Here is a 24552-nt window from a genome sequence, read left to right on the forward strand (position 1 = left end):
TTACTGATTAACGTCGATGACTACCCGACCCGAAACTTCTCCTTTTAATATTTTATCATAAGAGGCTATAAGTTTTGACATACTCCAAATTTGAGTAATCTCGTCTAATTTTTTCATATCAATTAAGTTTGTAGCTTGCGACCAAACAAATTCTCTTCTTTTCATTGGAGTATCTACTGAATTAATTCCCCACAATTTAACACCTCGAATGATAAAAGGCATAACTGTTGTTTCTAGTTTAAAACTATTAGTAAGTCCGCATGCAGCAACGATTCCTGTAGGCTTTGTATGAGTTAAAGCTTTAGCCAAAACATTGCCACCAACAGTATCAACAACACAGTCCCAAAGCCCTTTATCTAATGGTCTAATTTCACCTTCTAGTTCTGATCGATCAAGAATAACGCTAGCACCTAATCTTTTTAAAAAATCTACCTTATCTTTTTTTCCTGTAAGAGCATGCACTTTGTAGCCCATTTTAGCTAAGATCATCACAGCAACACTGCCAACTCCTCCTGTTGCCCCTGTTACAAGAACATCATTTACTTTTTCTCCAAGCAAAATTGTCTCTCTCGCCTGAACTGCAAACGAACATAGTAATGCTGTAAACCCTGCTGTACCAAGTGCCATCGCGTGTTTAGTTGAAATATCGTTTGGAGCTTTCACTAAAAAATTTGCATCAACTTTTGCATACTGAGAGTAGCCACCGTAATAAATCTCTCCTACTCTCCAACCAGTTAAAATAACTTTATCACCTATTTTAAATTTATCACTTTTACTTTCTTCAACAGTGCCTGCAAAGTCAATACCTGGAATATGAGGATAGTCTTTAACTAAGCTTCCGCCGTTTTTTAAAATCATTCCGTCTTTGTAATTAAAATCTGAATAATCAACATTAACTAAAACGTCGCCATGAATTAAAAAACTTTTATCAATATCTTTAATCTCTCTTGTGAATTGATCGCCGTTTTTATTAATTACAATTGCTTTAAAATTACTCATGGTCATCTTTTTTTATGAACTTTTTTCCGCAGTATCCGCAAATAACCTCTAATTTTTCTCCGAAATTATAATAAACTGTTGGATGTCCTAGATCATCGGCTCCTCCACTGCAAGAAACTGATTCTATGTCTGCATCAACGATAACTTGATCTAACATTTATTTCAGACCGATATAATGTAAGAAACGATTTTGAAGGTTATGACTTTCTTTAAATATGCCTGTAAAGTAATTTGTAACAGTTGTCGCTTCGTGTTTTTTAATTCCACGAGAAGTCATACAATGATGCACTGCATCGATGCTCACTGCCGCTCCTTGTGCTTTCAATCCTTTAAATACTGTATTTGCAATTTCCATTGTTAATCTTTCCTGAGTTTGTAATCTTCTAGAATAAGCCTCAACAACTCGCGCCAGTTTGCTAAGACCTACTACTTTTTCATGGGGAATGTATGCTACATGAGCAACACCGACGATAGGTGCCATATGATGCTCGCAATGACTATAAATTGAAATATTTTTTTGAATAACCATGTCATCATAACCCTCGACATCACCGAATGTTTTTTCTAAATCTTTATAAGGATCAATTAAATAGCCTGAGAAATATTCTTCAAAAGCTTTGACTACTCGTTTTGGAGTCTCTAGTAATCCTTCTCTTTTAGGATTGTCACCTGCCCAAGCAAGCAAAACTTTAATAGCCTCTTCAGCCTGTTCTCTGGTAACGGCTTTTTCTAACTTTTTTTTTATTAAATCAGTAACGTTCATTAAAAGTGATTATATTTTTTGTTAAGTTATAATATATACTAAATGCTTAGAACAAATTAATTTTCTCATAAATGTTTAAAAAAAGAACCTCAATTAAGCAAGTAGAAGAAGGCAAGTATTTAAGCCCTAAATTCAACTTAGAAGGTTTAATACCTGTGATAACTACCGATTACAAAACTAAAGAAGTTCTAATGCACGGATTTATGAACAAACTGGCTTTAAAAAAAACAATTGAGACTGGTGAAGCTTTTTATTGGAGTAGATCACGAAAAGCTTTGTGGCACAAAGGAGCAACCAGTGGCTTTGTGCAAAAGGTAAAAGATATTAGAATTGATGACGATCAAGATGCAGTGTGGATCACTGTAGATATAGGCAGAGGTGCAAGTTGTCACGTGGGTTACAAATCCTGTTTTTACAGATCAGTACCTACTAAAACCAAAAAGAATATTAAATTAAAATTTAAAGAAAAAAAAAAAAAATTTAATCCAAATATTGTCTATAAAGGACAACCTAATCCTACAAAACTATAATGACAAATAATGTAAACGTCTTGACACCTTTTGGTCCAAGAATTGCAAAATTAAAGATTCCAAAAAATCTTATTGATAAAATAAATAAAGAAATCGATAGAATTGTAGATAATCAAAATCTTTCAAAAAAATTCGATTATAGTAAAAAATTAGTGGGACAAGTTAGTCAAGAGCTTATGCTTCCACAAACTTTTATTAATAAGTATTTAAAAAGTTTTTTATTTAAAATTACAAAAAGCTATATTGAAAAAGCAGTAAATAGAAAAATTACTAAATTTAAAATTAATAATGTTTGGGTAGTTCGACAATTTGAAAATGAATACAACCCTATTCATTATCATGATGGACATATTTCAGGTGTTGGTTATTTAAAAATTCCAAAATCTTTAAATGAAGACACAAGATCTCATAAACATAATCTTAAAACTCATGGCACAATAGATTTTATTCACGGCTCAAGAGCTTTTTTAAATAAAAGTATTTATAATCATCAACCCAAAGTGGCTGACATGATTTTATTTCCAAATTATTTAATGCACACAGCTTATCCTTTTCAATCTGGTGAAGAGCGAAGATCATTTTCATTTAATGCTGAGATAGATCAAAAAATAGCAAATGTGTTTAAACATGAATAAAATTCCAAAACAAAAAAATGTTCTTGGCGAAGACATTGAACCCTGCTCGATGAATCCAGTAACCGGTTGGTTTCGCGATGGTTCTTGCAACACAGATAAAACTGATGTGGGAGTCCACTGTGTTTGTGCAAAAGTAAATGATGATTTTCTAAATTGGTGCAAAGATAATGGTAATGATTTAATTACACCTCATCCAGAATTCGGATTTGAGGGATTAAAAAACGGAGATAATTGGTGCGTTTGCGCAAGTTGGGTAAAACGCGCAATTGATGCTGGTCACGGGTGTAAAATTTATATTCGCAGAACTCATATGAAAACTTTGGAGATCATACCCATGGAGACATTAAAGAAGTTTGCTGTGGATATCTCATAAATCAAAGCTCCGATGTTCTTGTTTTGATTCCCTTTTGATTCCATTTTGAATCAAATTTTCTACTTTTAAGGGTGTGTGTTGATAACTCTAATTGTTAGACAAAATTTCTCGAGCAACTGTTTCTGCGATTGCCATGGTTGGAGCATTAGTATTACCAGAAGTAATTGTCGGCATTGAAGAAGCATCGACCACTCTTAAACGAGATATTCCTCTAACTCGACAATTTGAATCTAAAACTGTTAATTCATTTTCTGCTTTACCATTACTATCAATTTTTCCCATCGCACAAGTTCCAACAGGGTGAAAAATAGTTGTACCTAAATTTCTCGCTGCATTAGTTAAATCATTATCGCTTTGAATATGATCTCCTGGTAGCTCTTCTTTTGGAGTAAATTTAGCAAGAGCTTTGCTGCTCATAATTTCACGTGTTTTTTTTATTCCTGCTACGGCAACTTCAAGATCTTCTTCTGTAGATAAATAATTGCATAATATTTTTGGATACTCCATTGGATCTGGGCTTACTGCTCTAATCCATCCCCTCGAAGTTGGTCTTAAATTACAAACGCTGGGAGTAATGGCGTTATAAGGATGTAAATCTTCTCCAAATTTAGGAAGGGATAAAGGCTGAACATGCCATTCTATATTGGCACTACTTTTTCCTGGATCACTTTTAGCAAATGCACATAAAGTAGAAGGAGGCATTGTAAGAGGCCCTGTTCTGAATATAGCATATTGTAAGGCCATACCGATACGTGTGATAAAATTTTTATATAATGTATTTACTGTTCTGCAGTTTGAAACTTTATAAACGGATCTGATTTGCAAATGATCTTGTAAATTTTCTCCAACACCTTTTAAATCGTAAACTGGATCCACTCCTATAGATTTAAGATGAGATGATGAACCTATGCCGGAAATTTGTAACAGATGAGGTGAACTAACTGAACCAGCTGCAAGTATAACTTCATTATTAGCAGTAACTATTTTTTTACTATTTTGATTTAATATTTCAAGGCCATAGGCTTCGTGATTAGAATTGGCCCATCCTTTAGCTTGATAACGCTTTTGATTTCTTGTTGTGTCTGTAGTATTTTTTGTGAGAACCTTTAAAACTTGTGTTTTAGTCATTAAGGTTAAATTTTTTCTATTTCGAATAGGATGTAAAAAAGCATCGGCCATAGACCAACGCACACCTTTTTTTTGATTCATATGAAAATAAGCACAACCAAAGTTATCCCCTCTATTAAATTCTGGAATAGATGGTATTCCTTGTTCGCTTGCCGCCTGTTGCCAAGCATCTAATATTTTCCATTTTACTCTTGGCTTTTCAACACGGATCTCTCCTTTGGTTCCATGCCATTCATTCTCTCCGTCAAAATAATTTTCAATAGATTTATGAACAGATAGAGCATTCTTCCAATTCCAAATATTGTCACCTGTAACTTTGGCCCAGTGATCATAATCACCGGACTGACCTCTCATATAAAGCATTCCGTTTATAGATGATGATCCTCCAAGAACTCGTCCTCTCGGATAGTTAATAGATCTTCCGTTTAAACCTGGATCAGGTTCAGTTTTAAAGCACCAATCTGTTCTAGGGTTTGCGATAGTAAATAAATAACCAATGGGTATTTTAATCCAAAACCAATCATCTTCTCCACCAGCTTCTATAAGTAATACGCGGTGATTTGGATCTTTTGAAAGACGATTTGCAAGCAAACATCCTGCGCTGCCAGCTCCTACTATAATTGTATCGAAATTTAATTGATTTGGATGGTTCATCTCAAATCTTTTAATTATTTTAGTGAACTTGCTAAAGTCTTATCATCTAAAAGTACTTCGAGAGCTTTTTTAGATATATGAAAAGCGTTAAGTTCTGCAATGTCATACATTCTCTCGGGTGTATCTTGCTCAATAAAAATATCTGGTAAAATCATAGATCTAAACTTTAATCCTTTATCAAATACTCCATTCTCAGCTAACAAATGAGAAATGTGTGAACCAAATCCACCAATAGATCCTTCCTCAATTGTAATTAACACTTCATGATTTTTTGCAGAATCTAATATTAATTGTTCATCCAATGGTTTTGCAAATCTTGCATCAATAACTGTTGTTGATATTCCTTTTGCATCTAATTGTTGTGCAGCTTTAATACATTCTTGAAGTCTTGTTCCTAAACTTAATAAACAAACTTTAGTTCCCTTTTTAACTACTCTTCCTTTTCCGATTTCTAATACTTCATTAATGCTTGGAAGGTTAACTCCATAACCATTTCCTCTTGGATATCTAAATGCTGAAGGTCTATCGTTTATTGTAACCGCAGTATTAATCATTCTAACTAATTCTGCTTCGTCACTTGGGGCCATGACAATAAAATTTGGAAGTGTCGCAAGATAAGTAATGTCAAATGAGCCTGCGTGTGTTGGTCCGTCTGCCCCAACTAAACCCGCTCTATCAATTGCAAATCTTACTGGAAGACTTTGTATTGCAACGTCATGAACTACTTGATCATAAGCTCTTTGTAAAAATGTCGAATAAATTGTTGTAAAAGGTTTATAACCTTCTGTTGCAAGACCAGCAGCAAAAGTAACAGCATGTTGCTCAGCTATCCCAACATCAAATGCACGTGTAGGAAATTTTTTAGAAAATATATCCACTCCCGTTCCTGAAGGCATAGCTCCTGTTATCGCAACAATCTTGCTGTCTATCTCCCCATGTTTAGCAAGTGTATCCCCATAAACTTTTGTGAACGTTGGTGTTGTTGTTGTGGGTTTTGCTTGTGCTCCTGTAATGACATCAAATTTATTAACGCCATGAAATTTATCTTCTGAATTCTCCGCAGGTTTATATCCTTTTCCTTTTTGAGTAATCGCATGAACTAAGAAAGGTCCATTATGTTTAGAGTCTCTTACATTTTTTAATACTGGAATTAATTGATCAAAATTATGTCCGTCAATCGTGCCTACATAATAAAATCCAAGTTCATCAAATAAAGTTCCGCCGACAGCTAGCCCTCTAAAGTATTCTTCAAATCTTGCAGCTCTTGTTTTGATTGACCTTGGAAAGATTGATGCAATTCTTTTTAACAACCCTCTAAAACCAATATAGGTTTTTCCTGACAATAATCTTACAAGATAAGATCTCATTGCACCAACGGGTGGGGCAATGGACATGTCATTATCATTTAAGATAACGATTAATCTCGAGTTCATTGAACCTGCATTATTCATGGCTTCATAGGCCATTCCAGCACTCATTGCTCCATCTCCTATAACTGCGATTACATTGTTATTTCTTTTGTCTAAATCCCTAGCCACAGCCATTCCAAGCGATGCAGATATAGAAGTTGAGCTATGAGCTGCTCCAAATGGATCATAAATACTTTCGGATCTTTTAGTAAATCCTGATAACCCACCACTCTTTCTTAAAGTTCTAATTCTATCTCTTCGTTCAGTTAAGATTTTATGAGGGTAAGATTGATGACCAACATCCCATACCAATCTGTCTTCCGGAGTATTAAAAAGATAATGAATTGCTATAGTAAGTTCTACTACGCCAAGACCAGCACCTAGGTGCCCCCCCGTAACAGATACAGCATCTACTAATTCAGCTCTTAACTCTTCAGCTAATTTTTTTAATTCTGATACTTGTAATTTTTTTAAATCATCTGGATTTTTAATCTTATCAAGTAATGGTGTGTGTGGCATTAGTGATCTCTTCTTAATAAAAAGTTCACAGAATCTATCAAGCTATCAGCTTTTGTTCCATATCTTTTTTTTAATCTTTCATTGATACCGTCTGCCAATCCATAAGAAAATTCAATGGTTTTGCTTATGCCAAGATTTCTAATAACTGTTGCTTTACCTTTTTGTTTATCTCTTCTAGTGGGTTTGCCAATTTTTTGGCTATCTCCAAATATATCAAGAAGATCATCTGTCACTTGAAATAATAATCCAATATCTAATCCTATTTTTTTTAAAAATGATCTTTCTTTTTTTTTGCCCGATAAGATTGCTGCACTTTCTGTGCAGAAACTTATTAACTCACCGGTTTTTTTATTCTGCATATTAATAATTAAATCTTTGGTTACTGACATTTTTTCAAATTTTAAATCCAAAAATTGTCCTCCTGCAATTCCAGTATATCCGGAGGTTGATGCTAAGGCATAAACTAAATCAGATTTTGATTTTGGACTTGAGTGCATGCTGCTCGATGTTAAAATTTCAAATGCTAAAGTTAATAAAGAATTGCCAGCAAGGATTGCGGTCGACTCTCCAAATGCTTTATGAACACTTGGCTTTCCTCTTCTAAAATCATCATTATCCATACTAGGAAGATCGTCATGAATAAGAGAATAACTGTGCATACATTCTACTGCAGCAGCAGCTGTTATTAGCTCCCTATAATTTAAATTAAATATTTTTCCTGAGTTGATAATTAAATAAGATCTAAATTTTTTGCCACCTGAAAATAGACCGTATTTAATGGCCTCATATAGTTTACTTTTTTGAGTTTTTTTTTTTAAAAAACTGTTTAGAAAAATATCAACGTCTTTTGCTACTTTAACAATATTATTCTCGGTATCTTTCATTATTAAGAATTTTTATTAAATTCCTTTGTCGAAAACTTGCCGTCTTTATCAATTGTAATTTGTTCTACCTTTAATGTTGCTTCACGTAATTTATTTTCACAGTGATTTTTAAGATGGACGCCCTTGGTATACTCTTCAATGGACTGTTCTAAATTGATGGATCCATCTTCTAACTTGCTTACAATATCCTCTAACTGTTCTAATGCTTCTTCGAAAGATAACTTTGTAATATCTGGAGAAATATTGGTTTTTTTCATATAAGTATCATTTTTAAAAATTACTCTTTTATATTAAATAATTAATGAAAAATATCTATTCAAATATTTATAAAGCAACAAACAATAATTTAAACAAGGCAAAGATTGTCATTGAAAAAGGAGATGTAGTTGCCGTTCCAACGGAAACTGTCTATGGCTTAGCTGCGAACGCCTACAACAATAAGGCTGTTAAAAAGATTTTTGCTTTAAAAAAGCGTCCCAGTCACAATCCTTTAATCATTCATTTTAAAAATATTGAGCAGATCAAGAAAGAGACAATTATTAATAACAATTTTTTAAAGCTTGCAAAAAAGTTCTCGCCTGGCCCTTTAACTTACGTTTTAAAAAAAAAAAAAAACTCAAAAATATCAAAATTTGCAAATAAAGGTCTTAGTAGCATTGCTGTGAGAATTCCAAATGAGAAAAATATATTAAAGTTACTAAATATACTTAAATGTCCACTTGCGGCCCCAAGTGCCAATAAATCAAAATCTTTAAGTCCTACAACAGCAAAGCATGTTGCTGATGAATTTAATGGTAAAGTTAAAATGATTATTGATGGTGGAGCTTGCACGATTGGAATTGAATCGACGGTTATTGATTTAACAGCAAAACCAAAAATTCTAAGAGAAGGAGGTTTGTCTTCTGAAATTATTGAAAAGTTTTTAAAAACAAAACTGTCTGAAAATAAAAATAAAGTTATTAAATCGCCAGGGCAGATAGGTCTTCATTATTCACCTGGAATGCCTATTTATATGAATAGAAATAAAGCTATTAAAGATGGAGCTTTGATTGCTTTTGCAAACAGAAGTTATAGTAATAAAAATGTTTTTAACTTAAGTAATAAGGGTAATTTAAAAGAAGCAGCTAAAAATTTCTTTAATACTTTAAGAGTTATTAAAAACAAAAAATTTAAATCAATTAGTGTTAACAAAATTCCAAATAAAGATTTAGGTAAAGCAATTAATGAAAGGCTTATAAGAGCTGCACAATATGAATGAAAATATAATTGAGGTTAGAGACCTATCAAAAAAATTTAGAAATCATCATGCGGTGAAGAATATTTCTTTTGATTTAAAAAGAGGAGAGATAAAAGGAATTCTTGGTGCAAATGGAGCCGGCAAAACTACAACAATAACAATGTTGCTTGGCTTGTTAACTCCAACATCAGGTAGTATAAAAATATTGTCCACTGACATTTCTAAAGATAGGTACAAAATCTTAAATAAAATAAATTTTTCATCTCCCTATGTAGATCTTCCAAAAAAGTTAACGGTTGAACAAAATTTATATGTTTATGGAATGTTATATGGGATTAAAAATATTAATAAAAAAATCAAAAGTATTGCGAAGGAATTAGATTTTGAAAAACTACTGAACATTAAAGTAGGGGAATTATCATCAGGTCAAAAAACTAGAGTATCTTTAGGCAAAGCAGTAATTAATGATCCTGAAATATTATTTCTTGATGAACCAACCGCATCTTTAGATCCAGATACTGCTGATAAAGTAAGAACTTTCTTTGAGAAATTCTGTAAAAAACACAATACTGCAATCATTCTTGCTAGTCATAATATGGAAGAAGTTACTAGACTTTGTGACAATGTTATCATGATGAAGGATGGAAAAATTACAGATCAAGGAACTCCTAATAGTCTTTTAAAAAAATATGGAAAGAAAAAATTAGAAGACGTCTTTCTTAAAATCGCAAGGGATAAAAATAATTCATGAAGCCACTTGTTAGAATCTTTGCATTAGTTGTTAGATATTTTTATTTGATTAAAACTTCTGTTCCTAGAATTTTAGAGCTAATGTATTGGCCTACATTTCAGATGATATTATGGGGTTTAATCTCAAAACATTTAGCAGGGTCTAATGACACTGTAGTTCAAATTGGTGGCGCTTTGATTTCTGGAGTCTTGTTGTGGGATATTTTATTTAGAAGTCAGTTAGGTTTTTCTTTATCTTTCTTAGAAGAAATTTGGTCGAGAAACTTAGGTCAGTTATTTGTAAGTCCACTTAGACCGCTTGAGATGGTTTTGTCATTAATGACAATTAGTTTTATAAGAACTTTTATTGCAATTATTCCTGCAGCTCTTCTTGCTATTCCTCTTTATTCTTTTTCTATATTTCAAATGGGACTGAGTTTGACGTTCTTCTTTGTAAGTTTATTAATAACAGGATGGATCCTTGGAATATTTATCATTGCAGCAATTATTCGCTTTGGTGTTTCTGCTGAAAGTTTAGCATGGGGTGCTATTTTTACATTGGCTCCATTAAGTGCTGTTTATTATCCTGTTCAAACTTTACCTGAATGGATTAAATGGCTTTCATTATCATTTCCACAGACTTATGTGTTTGAAGGAATGCGGGAAGTTTTATTTCACGATATTTTTAGATACGATTATTTCTTAAAATCTATAATACTTAATATAATTTACGCTTTAATTGCTGTGGTAATTTTTTTAGTATCTTTTGAAGGAGCTAGAAAACGAGGCGGTCTCATTAATACAGGCGAATAATTTTTATTAATCGAGGTTCTTAATTATTTCTTCAACCATCTTTTTCGCATCAGCAAATAACATTAAAGTATTATCTTTATAAAACAATTCATTATCTACTCCAGCGTACCCTGCTGCCATTCCTCTTTTTACAAATAAAACCGATTTAGATTTTTCTACATCAAGAATTGGCATTCCATAGATTGGACTCGTTGGATCGGTTTTAGCTGCTGGATTAGTGACATCATTAGCGCCAATAACGAACGAAACATCTGTATTTGCAAAATCATTATTAATATTTTCAAGTTCAAAAACTTCATCGTAGGGAACGTTGGCTTCTGCTAATAAAACGTTCATATGTCCTGGCATTCTTCCAGCTACGGGATGAATTGCGTAAGAAACTTTAACGCCTAATTTTTTTAACTTATCACCCATTTCGCGTAGAGCATGCTGAGCCTGGGCTACTGCCATTCCATAGCCAGGGACAATAATAACTGAAGATGCATTTTTCATGAGAAAAGCAGCATCATCCGCTCCTCCTTGCTTAACTGGTTTGGTATTTTTCTGAACCGCTGCTGATGAAGTATCTCCACCAAATCCACCTAAAATAACATTAAATAACGAACGGTTCATTCCTTTGCACATAATATAAGAAAGGATAGCACCTGAAGATCCAACTAAAGCTCCGGTAATAATAAGGGCAATATTTTCTAACGTAAATCCTATTCCGGCAGCTGCCCAGCCCGAGTAAGAGTTTAACATCGAAACCACTACAGGCATGTCGGCTCCTCCAATTGGAATAATAATTAAAAAACCAATTACAGTTGAAAGAATTACAATTGCCCAGAATAAATTATCAGATTGCTGTTTTGTAAAATAAAATATTAAAAAAATTATTAACAATCCTAAAAATAAATTAAAAAAATGCTGACCTTTAAATGTTATAGGGCTACCTGACATTAAACCCTGTAGTTTTAAAAAAGCAATACAAGAGCCTGAAAAAGTAATAGCTCCAATTGCCACTCCTAAAGACATTTCTATTAAGGATAAAAGTTTAATATTGCCTACTTGTCCAATTCCAAATGATTCAGGATTATAAAATGCAACGATACCAACTAGGACCGCTGAAAGACCAACTAAGCTATGGAAACCAGCAACAAGTTGAGGCATTGCCGTCATGGCAACTCTAAAGGCGATAAATCCGCCTATAAGACCACCTATGAGTATAGGTGTTAAAATATAATAAATATTTTCTTTAATTTGCTGAATGTCTCCAAGAGATAATAAAGTAACAACAATGGCCAAAGACATGCCTAAAATTCCAAAAAAATTTCCCGTCCTTGAACTTTCAGGAGAAGAAAGTCCTCTCAACGCCATAATAAATAATATGCCAGTTACTAAATATAATGAGGCTGTAATATTAGCTGAAATCATTTCTTTTTATTCTTTTTGTACATCTTCAGCATTCGATGAGTTACCAAGAAACCCCCGAAGATATTTATTGAGGCAAGTAAAATTCCAAGAATACCTGGAAACTTTCCAAAAAAACCTTGTGTAACTGGAGAGAGCCCAACTGCAACTAAAGCTCCGACGATAATCACTGATGAAATTGCATTTGTTACAGACATAAGAGGCGTATGTAGAGCTGGTGTAACACTCCAAACCACATAATAACCTACAAAAATAGATAGAATAAAAATTGCAAATCTAAAAATAATTGGATCAATTTCCATTAATTAATCTCCTTATTAATATAAACTGCTTTAATAATTTCATCATTCTCATCTATTTTTAATTTTTTTTGAGTTTTGTCATAAATAATTTCTAAAAAATTTAAAATATTTTTAGCAAGTAAAATAGATGCGCTTTCTGAAATCCTGCTTGGAACATTTTTATATCCTATAATCTTTACTCCATTTACAACTGCAATTTTACCTAGTTCAGAAAATGCTGAATTACCCCCTTGCTCCACAGCAAGATCGCATATAACAGAACCGCTCTTCATCGATTTAACCATTTCTTCTGTAACAATTCTTGGAGCCCTTTTCCCTGGGATTAAAGCAGTACAAATAACAATATCCTGATTTTTAATTGTATTTTTTAATAAGTCTTCTTGTTTGCTTTTATCTTCCGCGTCTAATTCTTTTGCATAACCACCACTCGTTTCTAAGTTTTTTGAACTTTCAGCAAAAACAAATTTTCCACCCAAACTTTCAACTTGTTCTTTTGAAGCAAGTCTCACATCGGTAGCAGACACAACGCCACCCAATCTTTTTGCAGTTGCGATAGCTTGTAGTCCAGCAACTCCCGCTCCTATTATAAAAAATTTTGCTGGCGTTACTGTGCCAGCTGCAGTCATCATCATGGGTACTGCTCTATTAAATTCATAAACTGAATCTATAACTGCTTTGTATCCAGCTAAATTTGCCTGTGAAGACAGAATATCCATGGATTGTGCTCTTGTAATTCTTGGGAGCAGTTCTAAAGAAAATATTTTAATATTTTTTTTTAAAAGCTTATTAATTTTATCTTTATTTAAATGTGGGAAAAAACTTCCAATTAATACAGCGCCGTCTTTGATTAATGAAATTTCGGATTCACTAGGACAATTAATTTTAATGACAATGTCTGAACTTTTATAAATCTCATCTTTATTTAATATCTTAGCTCCTAGTTTTTGAAGCTCCTCATCATAAATATTAGAATATTTTCCAAAATCTTTTTCAAGCTGAACTGAAAATCCGTTAGCGATAAATTTTTTTATTGTTTCTGGAGATATTGGTATTCGCTTCTCGTTTATATCGCCGTCAACTACTGATCCTATAATCATAGTAGATTACTTATAATACTCTAATATAAAAAACTATTTTTTAATTAGATTTCTTTGGGCTTAATTTTTGTTTTATAGTTTCCCACAATTTTGAAAATCCAAGTGGTTCATAAATCATGAGAATAATAATTAATGAACCAAATACAATTTGTTCTATAGCCGATATGATCGTTGCATCAATTGCGCCGTGAAACACGTTATTACCAAAAACATTTAAGACAACTGGGAAAAGTAAAATAAATGCGGCGCCAATAAAAGCTCCGGAAATTGTTCCAAGTCCCCCAATGATCGCCATAAACATAATTTTAAAAGATAGACTGATATTAAAGGCTGCAAACGGTTCAACAGTTTTTAGATACGTATAAGTATAAAGAGCCCCTGCTATACCGCATAAAAAAGCATTAATCGCAAAAGCTTGTAGCTTCGTTTTTAAAAGCGAAACACCCATAGACTCTGCAGCTATGTCCATATCTCTAACCGCCATCCAGTTTCTACCAGTAGCTCCCCGAGCCATATTAATTGCAAGTAAGATTATGATAACCACGATTGCTGCAACTAAAAGATACATCATGTATCCATTAGTAAAGGCCACTCCATTTATATATATTTTTTGAAAAGTAGTTGCGCCAGAAAGGTCATAGTTCTTAAACCAACCGAATTTATCTATAACCCAAACAATAAAAAACTGTGATGCCAAAGTTGCAACCATTAAATAAATTCCTCTAATTCTAAGACTCGGCAATCCAAATATAAGACCCAGACATGCCGCTATTAATCCTGATAAAAGTAAAGCTCCTAAGAATGGCATACCATGTATTCGAAGCATTATATTGTAACAAGCATAGGCTCCTGCGCACATGAAGCCTGCTGCGCCTAAAGATAATTGCCCGGTATACCCCATCACAATATTTTGACCCAAGGCTGCAACGGTTAAACAAAGCCAAGGTATTAAAATGGAAGTGTACCAATAATCATTTGTGATAACATTAGGTATCACTAAAAATCCTATCACTAGTAAAACAACAAAATTTATAATGTCAGCTTTTGTATATCTCATAAAAACAGGTTTCATAAATTAAACTCTCCTAATTATTTTTTCTCCAAATAAACCTTCTGGTCTATAAAGTAAGAATAATATTGATAACATATATGGTGCCCAAGCTTCGATTCCGCCTTTAAAGAAAGGTCCAATATAAACTTCTAAGATTTTTTCAACAGCACCCACAAGTAAGCCACCAACAATTGCTCCAGGAATTGATGAAAATCCTCCAATAATTAGAACTGGTAATGCTTTTAACGCCAATTCAATAAGAGCAAATTGAACACCTGCTCTCGCGCCCCACATCATTCCAGCAACTAAAGCAACTACTCCTGCTGCAGACCAAACTAGTAGCATGATATGCTTTAAAGGAATTCCAATTGAGCTTGCTGCTCCGGGATCATCTGCAACGGCTCTTAATCCAAGACCAATCTTTGTATATTTAAATAAGAGTGTAAGAAGAGCAATCATACCAAAGGCAACTAGGCCTGCTGTTATATCAAGCGCACTAATAAATAATTTTAAATTATCAGCAATCCACGGAAGAGGGAAATCTCCAACTCCTAAACTTAATTTTCTAACTTCAACACCCCATTTTGCTTGAGCAAGTCCCTCAAGAACAAATCCAAGACCAATAGTTGCCATTAAAACTGTATCTTCACTTTGATTCATTAATGGACGAAGCACTAATCTTTCAGTCAGCAAACCAACTAATATCATTAAAAGAACAACTGCAAAAAAGGCAACAGCAAATGGCATTCCGTATTCCATAAATCCACAAAATGAAAGTACGGCAAAAAACACCATGGCACCTTGTGCGAAATTAAATGTCGAAGATGCTTTGTAAATAAGAACGAAACCAAGAGCCACTAACGAATACATCGTTCCTGATAACAATCCACCAACAAGTACTTCGAAAAAGAATAAAATTGAATCAGTCATGGGCAACTCCTAAATAAGCATCTATAACTTTTTTGTTAGACCTAACTTTATCTGGTACATCATCACCAATGATCTTTCCATAGTCAAGAACTACAACTCTATCAGAAATATCCATAACAACTCCCATGTCGTGTTCAATTAGAACTATAGTTGTTCCAAGCTCATCATTCACTTTTAAAATAAATCTGCACATATCTCTTTTTTCTTCAACGTTCATCCCAGCCATCGGTTCATCTAACAACAACACATTAGCTTCCGTTGCAAGCGCACGACCTAATTCAACTTTTTTTTGCAGACCGTAAGGAAGTTTGCCGACAGGAGTATTTTTAATATTTTCAATTTCTAAGAATTTAATAATTTCTTCACACTTTGCTGTATTTTGCTTCTCTTCTCTTACTGCTCTAGGTAGCTGAAATGCCACTTCAAGAAAGTTAGCTTTTGAATGAAGTTTTCTGCCCACTAAAATATTGTCTAACACAGACATTCTTTTAAAAAGAGCAAGGTTTTGAAAAGTTCTTGAAACTCCTTTTTTAGCTATAATATTAGGAGTAATTTTATCTAACACTTCTCCTTTAAATAATATTTTTCCCTCTTGTGGCTTATAAATTCCATTAATACAGTTAAGTAATGAGCTTTTTCCGGCCCCATTTGGTCCGATAAGAGCTCTTATTTCGTGCTCCAAAACGTTAAAAGAAATATTAGTAATAGCTTTAACGCCACCAAAACTTAAAGAAATATTCTTTAGTTCTAAAATAGGTTTTCCAATTTCAAATTTTCGTCTTTGTGTCATAATTTTTTTCTTACTTTTTTTATTAATCTTTTTACTAATTTTTTTCTTACTTTTTTTCTTTATTGCCATTATTTATTTTTTTTTCATTATCCATAATAGCATCCCTGAAATTTAGTCTTTTCCCTTTAGAAATTCCTAAATACAATTCTTTTACCTTATCATCACCTAATAAACTTTTTGCTGATCCTTCTAACATTACTTTTCCTGTTTCAATAATGTATCCGTAGTCAGAATTTTTAAGAGCGATATTTGTATTTTGTTCAGCTAATAAAATGCTAACTCCCTCTTTTTCATTTAACATTTTTACAATATTAAATATTTCTGCAACTAACTGAGGTGCTAAACCCATAGATGGCTCGTCTAACAAAAGCATTTTTGGTTTTGTCATCATTGCTCTTGCAACAGCTACCATTTGTTGTTCGCCACCTGATGTAAAACCTGCTTGGCTTTTTCTTCTTTCTTTTAATCTTTTGAAATAACTATAAATTTTTTCAAGCTCTTGATTTAAATCACCTCTTGATAATTTTCTTGAATATGCTCCAGCAATAATATTCTCTTCAACTGTTAAATGTCCAAAACATCTTCTACCTTCAAGAACCTGAACCATTCCAAGCTTAACCATCTCAGATGGCGTTTGATTTTCAATTACGTTGCCGTCGTAATTAATTGAACCCTTTGTAACTTTACCTCTTTCAGAAGCAAGCATTGTTGAAATTGATTTTAAAGTTGTGCTTTTTCCTGCACCGTTAGCTCCTAGTAAAGCTACTATTTTTCCTCGTGGGACATTAAGTGAAACATTGTGAAGTCCTAAGATAACATTGTCATAGACTACCTCTATGTTTTTGACTTCTAATATATTTTTAGAATTTGTCCCCATTAAAATTCTGTATTATTTTTTCTTGAGCAATTTAGATATTAAAATGGGGAGTGTAAACTATTTTGAGTCCTTAAAATAATTCACACCCCCCAAATTAAATTTATTAATTTAAGGCTTAACTACACTTTTTAGGTGTAATTTTATTCTCCTCAGCATACTTAGCAGCTGACTCTTCGATTTGAGCTCTTATAGCTTTAGGATCGTTAGATCCTGTCCAGTCCTTAACTTTCTTGAAAGCCTGAGTTTTAGAGTCCCATTGCATTAAAGCAAATCTTCCTGCGCCCTCATGTTGAGAACAAGAAAGAGCGAATGGAGCTAACATTCCAGCGATGCCAATTTCTTGCATTCTAGCATCGGTCATGTTTATAGCTTCATATCCAGCTCTAAACTCTTCAGAGGTAACTGCTTTTCCAACTTTATTGTGCATTTTTTGAGCATTTCTCAATGCTTCAACCCACAAAATAGAAGCACCTAAACCTCTATTATAATAGGCAGTGCCAACACGATTTGGATCAGCTAAATTTCCTTTTCCAGCTTTATAAACTTTTTCCTGAATTCCTTTGATTAAAGGATAATTTTTTCCAGGAAGCGCATTTGAAACAACGTAAGTTCCATTAGCAGATTCACCAGCAGGAATCATATCCTCCTCGGCTCCACCGAAAGTAACGTACATCATTTTTGTTCTTGGAAAATTAATTCTAGCAGCATTTGTCATAGCTGTTGAATTCATTCCAGAACCAGCGCCCCAAAAAGTTACCCAATCAGGCTTTTCTTGTCTGATTTGTAACCACTGAGATTGTTGCTCTAATCCTGGAGGGGCAATAGCAATTTCTACTAAGGTAAATCCCCATTCTTTAGCAAGTCTTCTCATTGTTGGAAGTGGTTCACGTCCGTATGCAGTGTCAATGTGAAGGTGAACTATTTTTTTGCCTTTTAATTTTTCAGGACCACCGCCTTCTAGTTCTGCCATCCATCTTAATTTAACTGCGATTTGCGACCAGTAGCTGCTTGCAGCATTAAATACCCAAGGCCAAACTCTGCCGTCAGCAGCGTCTGTTCTTCCGTATCCATATTGAGCTAGAACAACCTTGTCCTCTGCCATACGATTAATAACTGCGTATGCTCCTGGAGTTCCAAGTGTATCGAACACTACCATTTTCTGACCGTCTTTTGTCATAAGTCTTTGGTAGCACTCTACAGTTTTTGCTGCGTTATATTCTGTTTCGCACTCTTGCCATGTCAGCATAACTCCATTTACGCCGCCGTTAGCATTAACGTAATTCATATAGTCAATTTGTGCGCCGTAGTAACCAGTACCCATTGCTGAGTACGGACCCACTCGACTACTTGGCACAGGAAAGTACTGCGTCTCAGCAGCTAATAAATTTCCTGGCAAAATCATTGTTATAAAAAAAGTTGCCGATGCAAAAATCGAAACTACTTTTTTTAGATATTCTTTAATCATTGATTATCCCCTTATTGTTTAATGAAAGAATTATATTCACAAAAAAAAACACATTCAATTCAATTATTATGTAGGAGTTGGGGACACTTATCATTCAACTTATAAGTGTAGTTTAAAATAGCTAAATAAAATTAAGGGTTAATGATAAAAGAATTGGCAGAATGATTAAGACAATAAAAGAAAATTTTAAAAGAGCTATAACTGCTAAAATTTTTTCAATTCTAACAATCGGTACACTATCATTTTTAAGTTTTAAGACTCCTTTTGGTTTATTTCTTGTTGGGTCGTTTGGAGCGTCTATGGTGTTGGTTTTTGGATATCCTGAAAGTCCATTTTCCCAACCTAAAAATGTTTTTTTCGGTCATTTTTTTACTTCATTAGTTGGTGTATTAGCTTTAAATTTTTTTCCTATAGATCAGCATTATTTATTTCTACAAATTGCTGTTGCTGTGGGACTTGGAATATTTGTAATGATATTGCTAGGAATTACTCATCCTCCAGCTGGTGGCAATCCTATATTTATAATTCTTGGTGGAGCTTCTTATAACTTTTTATTAAACCCTATTATTTTAGGATCTATAATAATTATAGTTTACGCAATTATCTTAAATAGATTTATTTTAAAAAAGAATTACCCAGTTAGTTGGAGTAAATAAAATTTTTATAGTTATTTAACTTGAACTTGATGTTCTTTTGGCTCATTTTGTTCAAAACGATTTGAGATCTTTTTAATTTCAACTGAAGAAACTTTATATTCTGCGCACATAGTTTCTTCATCTTTACCATGACCCGTAACCATGTTCACCATATGCTCAGGGAAGTGGAAAGTAGTAAATACAATTCCTTCTTTAACTTTGTCCGTTACTTCTACTTTAAGATCAACTTTTCCTCTTCCAGAATATAATCTTCCAAAATCTCCGGTAATTAAATCTCTTTGAGCTGCATCTTTTGGATGGATTAAAAGAATATCTTCGTCCATTAGATCAATGTTGTTCGTTCTTCTAGTCATTGTACCACAATTATAATGTTGTAACGCACGACTTGTAGTCAGAATTAATGGATATTCTTTTTGATTATTTGTTATCTCAGTAGACTCTTTCCAATCGAAATTTTTAAGCTGGCCTTTTCCAAGCTTGAAAGTTTCTTTGTATAAAATTTTAGTATCAGTTCCATCTGCATCCACAGGCCATTGCAAACCAAATTCACCAAGTCTTTCTCTAGTAACGCCTTTAAAGAAAGGAACTACATCTGCAATTTCTTTTAATACTTGATCCGCATCATAGCTTGCTTGATTGAAACCTAATTTTTGCATCATTTCTGCAACGATGACTCCGTCTGGTTTAGTTCCTGGTAAAGGAGGAGCTGCTCTATTTACTCTTTGAATTCTTCTTTCTGTATTTGTGAAAGTCCCATCTTTTTCTAAGAAAGTAGTTCCCGGTAACACTACCGTTGCAAGTTTTGCAGTTTCGCTCATAAATATTTCTTGAACAACTAAAAACTCTAGTGAGTTCATGGCCTTAATAACGTGAGAACTATCAGGGTCTGTTTGAACAATGTCTTCACCAATAATCCAAACTGCTTTTAACTGTTTGTTAATTGCAGCATCAAACATTTCAGGAATTTTTAAACCAGGTTTAGTCGGATGAGTAACTCCGTATTTTTCACTGTAGTATTTTTGATTTTTTTCATCTGCAACATTGAAATAACCAGCTCCTTGATGTGGTTGACATCCCATGTCGGCAGCTCCTTGAACGTTATTTTGTCCTCTTAAAGGATTTACACCAACGCCTTTTCTTCCAATATTTCCTGTGATCATTGCAAGATCAGCAATTAACATTACTGTTTTTGAACCTTGTTCATGTTCTGTAACTCCCAAACCATGAAACTCCATAGAATTTTTTGCAGTGGCATAAGCAATGGCTGCTTCTTTGACCATCTCTTTGTCTACTCCAGCAATTTTTGCTAATTGATCAACGTCTTGTCTTTCAATTTCTTTAATAAATTTTTCAAAACCTTCAGTTCTGTCTCGAACAAAGTCCGCGTTATACAATTTAGCTTTGATAATAAAGTGAAGCATCATGTTTAGCACGGCTACATTCGTTCCTGGTCTTAATTTGATGTGGTAATCTGCAAGTTTAGCAAGTTCAGTAGTTATAGGATCTAAAACAATTAATTTTTTACCCTTCATTACTTGTTGTTTAATTTTAGCTCCAGTTACTGGGTGAGCCGTAGTTGGATTTGCGCCAATCACTAAAAATAAATCTGCGTGATAAATATCGTCTGTAGAATTAGTAGCAGCACCCATTCCAAACGTTTGTTGCATACCCCATGCTGTTGGTGAGTGACAAATTCGAGCACAACAATCAACGCTGTTAGTACCAACAACAGCTCTAATCATTTTTTGGAATAAATAATTTTCTTCATTAGTACATCTTGCAGAAGAAATTCCAGCTATTGCATCTGGTCCGTATTCTTTAATAATTCGATTTAATTCTTTTTTAATAAAATCATAAGCTTCATCCCAAGAAGCTTTTTCAAATTTTCCATTTCTTTTTATTAATGGGGTTCTTAATCTGTCTGGATGATCATAAAAACCAAAAGCATATCTTCCTTTAACACAAGTGTGTCCGGCGTTTACTTCTGTTTCTTTAGGAGTATCGATTGACACTACTTTGTTATCTTTAATTGAAGCTTCAAGATTACATCCAACACCGCAATATGAACAAGTCGTTCTAACTTTTTTATCTACATCAGCTGACTTAGATTTAAAAATATCTGAAATTGCATCAGTTGGGCAAGTGTGTGCACATGCTCCGCATGAAACACATGAAGAGTCGCCAAACAACATATCATTGTCTGTAGTAATTCTTGATTCAAAACCGCGGCCACTCATAGTCAAAACAAATGAACCTTGAATTTCATCGCAGGCTCTTACGCATCTTCCACAATTAATACAGTGATCTAAATTCATCCTCATGTACGCATGAGAAGTATCTTTTGGAATACCTTTGTGTTGTTTTGGATTATTATATCTATGATCTGAAATTCCTAAATCATTGGCAACTTTTTGAAGTTCGCAATTATTGTTCACTTCGCAAGTTCCGCAAGTCATTGGATGATCTGTTAAAACAAGTTCAACAATATTTTTTCTAAGACTTGTTAAATTTTCATTATTAGTAAAGATGTGCTGATGTTCAACTACTGGAGTATGACAAGAAGCAACAATTCTAGTAGGACCGTCTTTCACTAAGGCAACTTCAACAGAGCAAACTCTACATGCACCATAAGGCGCTAAATTAGGATCATCGCAAAGCGTTGGTACTTTATCGTCACCTAAATAGCCTTTAACAAATTTTAGAATAGAAGTGTGATGATCGCCAATTTCGTAAGGCTTTCCATCGATATAAGCTATTTTTCTTTTTTCTGAGCTCATTGTTTAAGCAGAAATATCATTTTTCATTTCGTTAGAAAAGTACTTTAGAATATTCATAATGGGAGTAGGTATTGCTCCACAAAGCGCACATAAACATCCTTTTTGCATAGTTACTAACAGATCGTTTAACAATTTTAGAGGTATTTTAGCTGTTTTATTCTTAACTTGATCAAACATTTCTTTGCCTCTGTATGACCCGAGTCTTCCAGGGAAACATTTACCGCATGATTCTTCTGCTGAAAATTCAAATAAGTGATGAATGTATTCTACCATTGGAAAATCTTTAGGAATGCTTACAACGCTAGCATGTCCTAACATAAAACCCTTGGCACTAAATTCTTGAAAATCTAAATTTAAATTATCAATTTCGCTTAAAGGAACAACACCACCTAAAGGACCTCCAATTTGAAAAGCTTTAACGGGCTCTTTATATCCTCCGCCGATTTCATTAAATATTTTTTTCATCGATGTGCCCATATCAATTTCATAAACTCCAGGATTTTTAAAAAAACTATCTAGACAAACTAATTTTGTGCCAGCAGATTTTTTATTTCCAATAGCTGCAAATTTATCAGCACCATTAATTAAAATTCCAGTGACCGCAGCTAATGTTTCAACATTATTCACTACTGTTGGTTTTTTATATAACCCTTCAGTGACTGGGAATGGAGGTCTAACATCTACTTCAGCGCGTCTGCCTTCAATAGATGCAATCAATGCTGTTTCTTCACCGCAAATATATGCTCCTTGCCCAATACAAATATAAATATCAAAAGAAAAACCTGTTCCTAAAATATTTTCTCCAAGCAATCCTGCTTTTTTTAATTCATTGATACATCCATTAATTGCTTCAATTGATTTTGGATATTCACCTCTAATATACAAAACTCCTTCATCGCCTCCGATCACATAGCCACAAATTATCATGGCAAACAAAACTTTAAGTGGTTGATCTTCTAATAAATATCTGTCAGAGAATGCTCCTGAGTCACCTTCGTCAGCATTACAGATAACATATTTCTTTTTTACTTTTTCTCTGCTGCAAAAATCCCATTTCATTCCGGTGGGGAAACCTGCTCCACCTCTACCTGTAAGATTAGAATCTAATATTGATTTAATTATTTCTTTTTTATCTGTTTTAAGAAATTTAGTTAATTGTTCTTTAACTTGTTTAATAGAAGATAACTTGTCATCCATTAAAAAACTTGTCGTCGCATAACTTTTTGAAAAGAATTTATCTTGTTTAATTTTTTCGCCTTTTAAAATTTGATCGATTTTTTCTATATCTTTTCCGGCATAATTTTCACCGTTGTAATGAAATGCATTGTTTTCATAACAATAACCTAAACAAAACATTGAGCCTACTTTATCCTCGCCTAGTTTTGCTTTTAGAGTTTGCTTTAGTTTATCTTGAGTACCTGCGCACATGCATGCGCTTCCATTACAAACAAAAGCTTTCTTTTCACGATGTGAGGGTCTTAAAAATTCATAGAAGCTTTCTGCTCCATAAACAGTCGAAACGCCCAGATTATATTCATTTGCTATCTCTTTATTATCTTTTGGATGATTCTTTAGAACGTTGTCTGAAATTTTCTGAAAGAGGTTGTGCTTTAAACCTACTTTACCAGATAAATTACTAATATTTTTTGACATGAATTTTTTTATATAATTATGCTTTTATAATTACTTTTTGATTATTGGTATAGACATTAAAACTGTCTTTTTTTACGAAACCAATCAAAGTCATATTAAATTTACTTGCTAAATCAATAGCGAGACTTGTTGGCGCCCCCACACCAATCATGATTCCAATGTTCGTCATTAAAACTTTTTGCACAAGTTCGAAATTTAAACGCCCAGAACAAGTGATAAATTGTTCTTTAGGATTAAGAAGTTTATTCTTTAAAATATTACCCACCAATTTATCTAGGGCATTATGTCTGCCAACATCTTCGCTTATTGCTATTAATTTACCATTACTTGAAAATAATCCACTTGCATGAATACCACCTGTTTTAGAAAATTCTGACTGATTTTTTTTCAAAATTTCTGGAGATTGAATAATAACTTCTTTCGTTAACTTTGGTTCTGTTAATGAAGTTTGGTCTTTTTTAATTATTTCTAAAGCGTCTAGAGAAGATTTTCCACAAACTCCACATGATGAATTGGTTAAAAAATCTCTTTTAATTTTAGTGATATTAACATTTTGAGAATTGTTTAAAGTGGCTAATATTTTATTTTGAATTTTGTATTGTCCTACTTTATCTCCAAAACTTTTAATAGATTCAATATGACTAATATTTTGAACAATCTGTTCATTAAATAAAAATCCTCTCACTAAATCTTCATCATAGCCGGGTGTTCTCATGGTAATTGATAAAATTTGATTAACCCACTTATCTTGATCTTGATATTTTATTGAAATTTCTAATGGCTCTTCTATAGAGATTAAATCTTCAACATTTTCAAATTGATTAGATTTAAACTTTAAAACTTTGTATTTAAAATTCATTTAATTATTCTA

The 24552-nt window shown here is 33.3% G+C and carries 25 protein-coding genes; 7 read left to right on the forward strand and 18 right to left on the reverse strand.

What is annotated here, in order from left to right; genetic code table 11:
• The 3 genes from AC8IG9_RS05015 to folE are packed head-to-tail and all read right to left on the reverse strand — an operon-like array spanning position 1 to position 1762.
• Positions 1–999 carry an MDR family oxidoreductase gene (locus AC8IG9_RS05015; protein ID WP_507425708.1) on the reverse strand — a complete coding sequence of 333 codons (999 nt, stop codon included), beginning with the start codon at positions 997–999 and terminating at the stop codon, positions 1–3.
• Positions 992–1156, reverse strand: coding sequence for a zinc-finger domain-containing protein (locus AC8IG9_RS05020; protein ID WP_507425709.1), 165 nt, complete (start codon positions 1154–1156; stop codon positions 992–994). The genes AC8IG9_RS05015 and AC8IG9_RS05020 overlap by 8 nt, the downstream gene beginning before the upstream one ends.
• Positions 1157–1762: a GTP cyclohydrolase I FolE gene (gene folE / locus AC8IG9_RS05025; protein ID WP_507425710.1), complete on the reverse strand. Its 606-nt coding sequence runs from the start codon at positions 1760–1762 to the stop codon at positions 1157–1159. It lies immediately after the preceding gene.
• A 71-nt stretch (positions 1763–1833) separates the two neighbouring features.
• Between folE and hisI the strand changes: the two genes are divergently transcribed.
• Genes hisI through AC8IG9_RS05040 form a run of 3 tightly spaced genes read left to right on the forward strand, consistent with a single transcriptional unit; the run spans position 1834 to position 3300 of the window.
• Positions 1834–2292: a phosphoribosyl-AMP cyclohydrolase gene (gene hisI, locus AC8IG9_RS05030; RefSeq protein ID WP_507425711.1), complete on the forward strand. Its 459-nt coding sequence runs from the start codon at positions 1834–1836 to the stop codon at positions 2290–2292.
• On the forward strand, positions 2292–2927 hold the full coding sequence (locus AC8IG9_RS05035) for a putative 2OG-Fe(II) oxygenase (protein ID WP_507425712.1): 636 nt from the start codon (positions 2292–2294) through the stop codon (positions 2925–2927). Before hisI ends, AC8IG9_RS05035 begins: the two co-directional genes overlap by 1 nt.
• Positions 2920–3300, forward strand: a complete 381-nt coding sequence (locus tag AC8IG9_RS05040; protein ID WP_507425713.1) for a DUF2237 family protein — start codon at positions 2920–2922, stop codon at positions 3298–3300. Before AC8IG9_RS05035 ends, AC8IG9_RS05040 begins: the two co-directional genes overlap by 8 nt.
• 87 nt (positions 3301–3387) lie before the next feature.
• Here the strand turns inward: AC8IG9_RS05040 and AC8IG9_RS05045 are convergent, their stop codons facing one another.
• Genes AC8IG9_RS05045 through AC8IG9_RS05060 form a run of 4 tightly spaced genes read right to left on the reverse strand, consistent with a single transcriptional unit; the run spans position 3388 to position 8151 of the window.
• Positions 3388–5082 carry a GMC family oxidoreductase gene (locus AC8IG9_RS05045; protein WP_507425714.1) on the reverse strand — a complete coding sequence of 565 codons (1695 nt, stop codon included), beginning with the start codon at positions 5080–5082 and terminating at the stop codon, positions 3388–3390.
• Between the two features lie 14 nt (positions 5083–5096).
• On the reverse strand, positions 5097–7010 hold the full coding sequence (gene dxs / locus AC8IG9_RS05050; RefSeq protein ID WP_507425715.1) for a 1-deoxy-D-xylulose-5-phosphate synthase: 1914 nt from the start codon (positions 7008–7010) through the stop codon (positions 5097–5099).
• Positions 7010–7894: a polyprenyl synthetase family protein gene (locus AC8IG9_RS05055; RefSeq protein WP_507425716.1), complete on the reverse strand. Its 885-nt coding sequence runs from the start codon at positions 7892–7894 to the stop codon at positions 7010–7012. Before AC8IG9_RS05055 ends, dxs begins: the two co-directional genes overlap by 1 nt.
• A gap of 2 nt (positions 7895–7896) precedes the next feature.
• A complete protein-coding gene (locus tag AC8IG9_RS05060; RefSeq protein ID WP_507425717.1) occupies positions 7897–8151 on the reverse strand; it encodes an exodeoxyribonuclease VII small subunit in 255 nt (84 codons plus the stop codon).
• Positions 8152–8195: 44 nt separating this feature from the next.
• On the opposite strand from AC8IG9_RS05060, the gene AC8IG9_RS05065 reads away from it, so the two are divergent.
• The 3 genes from AC8IG9_RS05065 to AC8IG9_RS05075 are packed head-to-tail and all read left to right on the forward strand — an operon-like array spanning position 8196 to position 10673.
• On the forward strand, positions 8196–9152 hold the full coding sequence (locus AC8IG9_RS05065) for an L-threonylcarbamoyladenylate synthase (RefSeq protein ID WP_507425718.1): 957 nt from the start codon (positions 8196–8198) through the stop codon (positions 9150–9152).
• Positions 9145–9882 carry an ABC transporter ATP-binding protein gene (locus tag AC8IG9_RS05070; RefSeq protein ID WP_507425719.1) on the forward strand — a complete coding sequence of 246 codons (738 nt, stop codon included), beginning with the start codon at positions 9145–9147 and terminating at the stop codon, positions 9880–9882. Before AC8IG9_RS05065 ends, AC8IG9_RS05070 begins: the two co-directional genes overlap by 8 nt.
• Entirely contained in the window at positions 9879–10673 is a 795-nt protein-coding gene (locus tag AC8IG9_RS05075; protein ID WP_507425720.1) for an ABC transporter permease, read from the forward strand. Before AC8IG9_RS05070 ends, AC8IG9_RS05075 begins: the two co-directional genes overlap by 4 nt.
• 6 nt (positions 10674–10679) lie before the next feature.
• Here the strand turns inward: AC8IG9_RS05075 and AC8IG9_RS05080 are convergent, their stop codons facing one another.
• From AC8IG9_RS05080 to AC8IG9_RS05115, 8 genes are all read right to left on the reverse strand, one after another.
• On the reverse strand, positions 10680–12083 hold the full coding sequence (locus AC8IG9_RS05080) for an NAD(P)(+) transhydrogenase (Re/Si-specific) subunit beta (protein WP_507425907.1): 1404 nt from the start codon (positions 12081–12083) through the stop codon (positions 10680–10682).
• A complete protein-coding gene (locus AC8IG9_RS05085; RefSeq protein WP_017971925.1) occupies positions 12083–12385 on the reverse strand; it encodes a proton-translocating transhydrogenase family protein in 303 nt (100 codons plus the stop codon). The genes AC8IG9_RS05080 and AC8IG9_RS05085 overlap by 1 nt, the downstream gene beginning before the upstream one ends.
• Entirely contained in the window at positions 12385–13482 is a 1098-nt protein-coding gene (locus AC8IG9_RS05090) for a Re/Si-specific NAD(P)(+) transhydrogenase subunit alpha (RefSeq protein ID WP_507425721.1), read from the reverse strand. The genes AC8IG9_RS05085 and AC8IG9_RS05090 overlap by 1 nt, the downstream gene beginning before the upstream one ends.
• 40 nt (positions 13483–13522) lie before the next feature.
• Positions 13523–14554, reverse strand: a complete 1032-nt coding sequence (locus AC8IG9_RS05095; protein WP_507425722.1) for a branched-chain amino acid ABC transporter permease — start codon at positions 14552–14554, stop codon at positions 13523–13525.
• 3 nt (positions 14555–14557) lie between these two features.
• A complete protein-coding gene (locus AC8IG9_RS05100; protein ID WP_507425723.1) occupies positions 14558–15463 on the reverse strand; it encodes a branched-chain amino acid ABC transporter permease in 906 nt (301 codons plus the stop codon).
• Positions 15456–16253: an ABC transporter ATP-binding protein gene (locus tag AC8IG9_RS05105; RefSeq protein WP_507425908.1), complete on the reverse strand. Its 798-nt coding sequence runs from the start codon at positions 16251–16253 to the stop codon at positions 15456–15458. The genes AC8IG9_RS05100 and AC8IG9_RS05105 overlap by 8 nt, the downstream gene beginning before the upstream one ends.
• Before the next feature lie 46 nt (positions 16254–16299).
• The gene (locus AC8IG9_RS05110; RefSeq protein ID WP_507425724.1) at positions 16300–17130 is read right to left on the reverse strand and encodes an ABC transporter ATP-binding protein; all 831 of its coding nucleotides are present in this window, start codon (positions 17128–17130) and stop codon (positions 16300–16302) included.
• A 115-nt stretch (positions 17131–17245) separates the two neighbouring features.
• Positions 17246–18595: an ABC transporter substrate-binding protein gene (locus AC8IG9_RS05115; protein ID WP_507425725.1), complete on the reverse strand. Its 1350-nt coding sequence runs from the start codon at positions 18593–18595 to the stop codon at positions 17246–17248.
• Between the two features lie 161 nt (positions 18596–18756).
• Between AC8IG9_RS05115 and AC8IG9_RS05120 the strand changes: the two genes are divergently transcribed.
• Positions 18757–19251, forward strand: a complete 495-nt coding sequence (locus AC8IG9_RS05120) for an HPP family protein (protein WP_507425726.1) — start codon at positions 18757–18759, stop codon at positions 19249–19251.
• 11 nt (positions 19252–19262) lie between these two features.
• Here the strand turns inward: AC8IG9_RS05120 and fdhF are convergent, their stop codons facing one another.
• The 3 genes from fdhF to fdhD are packed head-to-tail and all read right to left on the reverse strand — an operon-like array spanning position 19263 to position 24540.
• Positions 19263–22028, reverse strand: a complete 2766-nt coding sequence (fdhF, locus tag AC8IG9_RS05125) for a formate dehydrogenase subunit alpha (protein ID WP_507425727.1) — start codon at positions 22026–22028, stop codon at positions 19263–19265.
• A gap of 3 nt (positions 22029–22031) precedes the next feature.
• On the reverse strand, positions 22032–23681 hold the full coding sequence (locus AC8IG9_RS05130; RefSeq protein WP_507425728.1) for an NADH-ubiquinone oxidoreductase-F iron-sulfur binding region domain-containing protein: 1650 nt from the start codon (positions 23679–23681) through the stop codon (positions 22032–22034).
• Positions 23682–23697: 16 nt separating this feature from the next.
• Positions 23698–24540, reverse strand: a complete 843-nt coding sequence (gene fdhD, locus AC8IG9_RS05135; RefSeq protein WP_507425729.1) for a formate dehydrogenase accessory sulfurtransferase FdhD — start codon at positions 24538–24540, stop codon at positions 23698–23700.
• Positions 24541–24552: the final 12 nt, after the last annotated feature.

It is taken from the genome of Candidatus Allofontibacter sp., assembly GCF_040404065.1.
Classification (GTDB): Bacteria; Pseudomonadota; Alphaproteobacteria; order Pelagibacterales; family Pelagibacteraceae; genus Fontibacterium.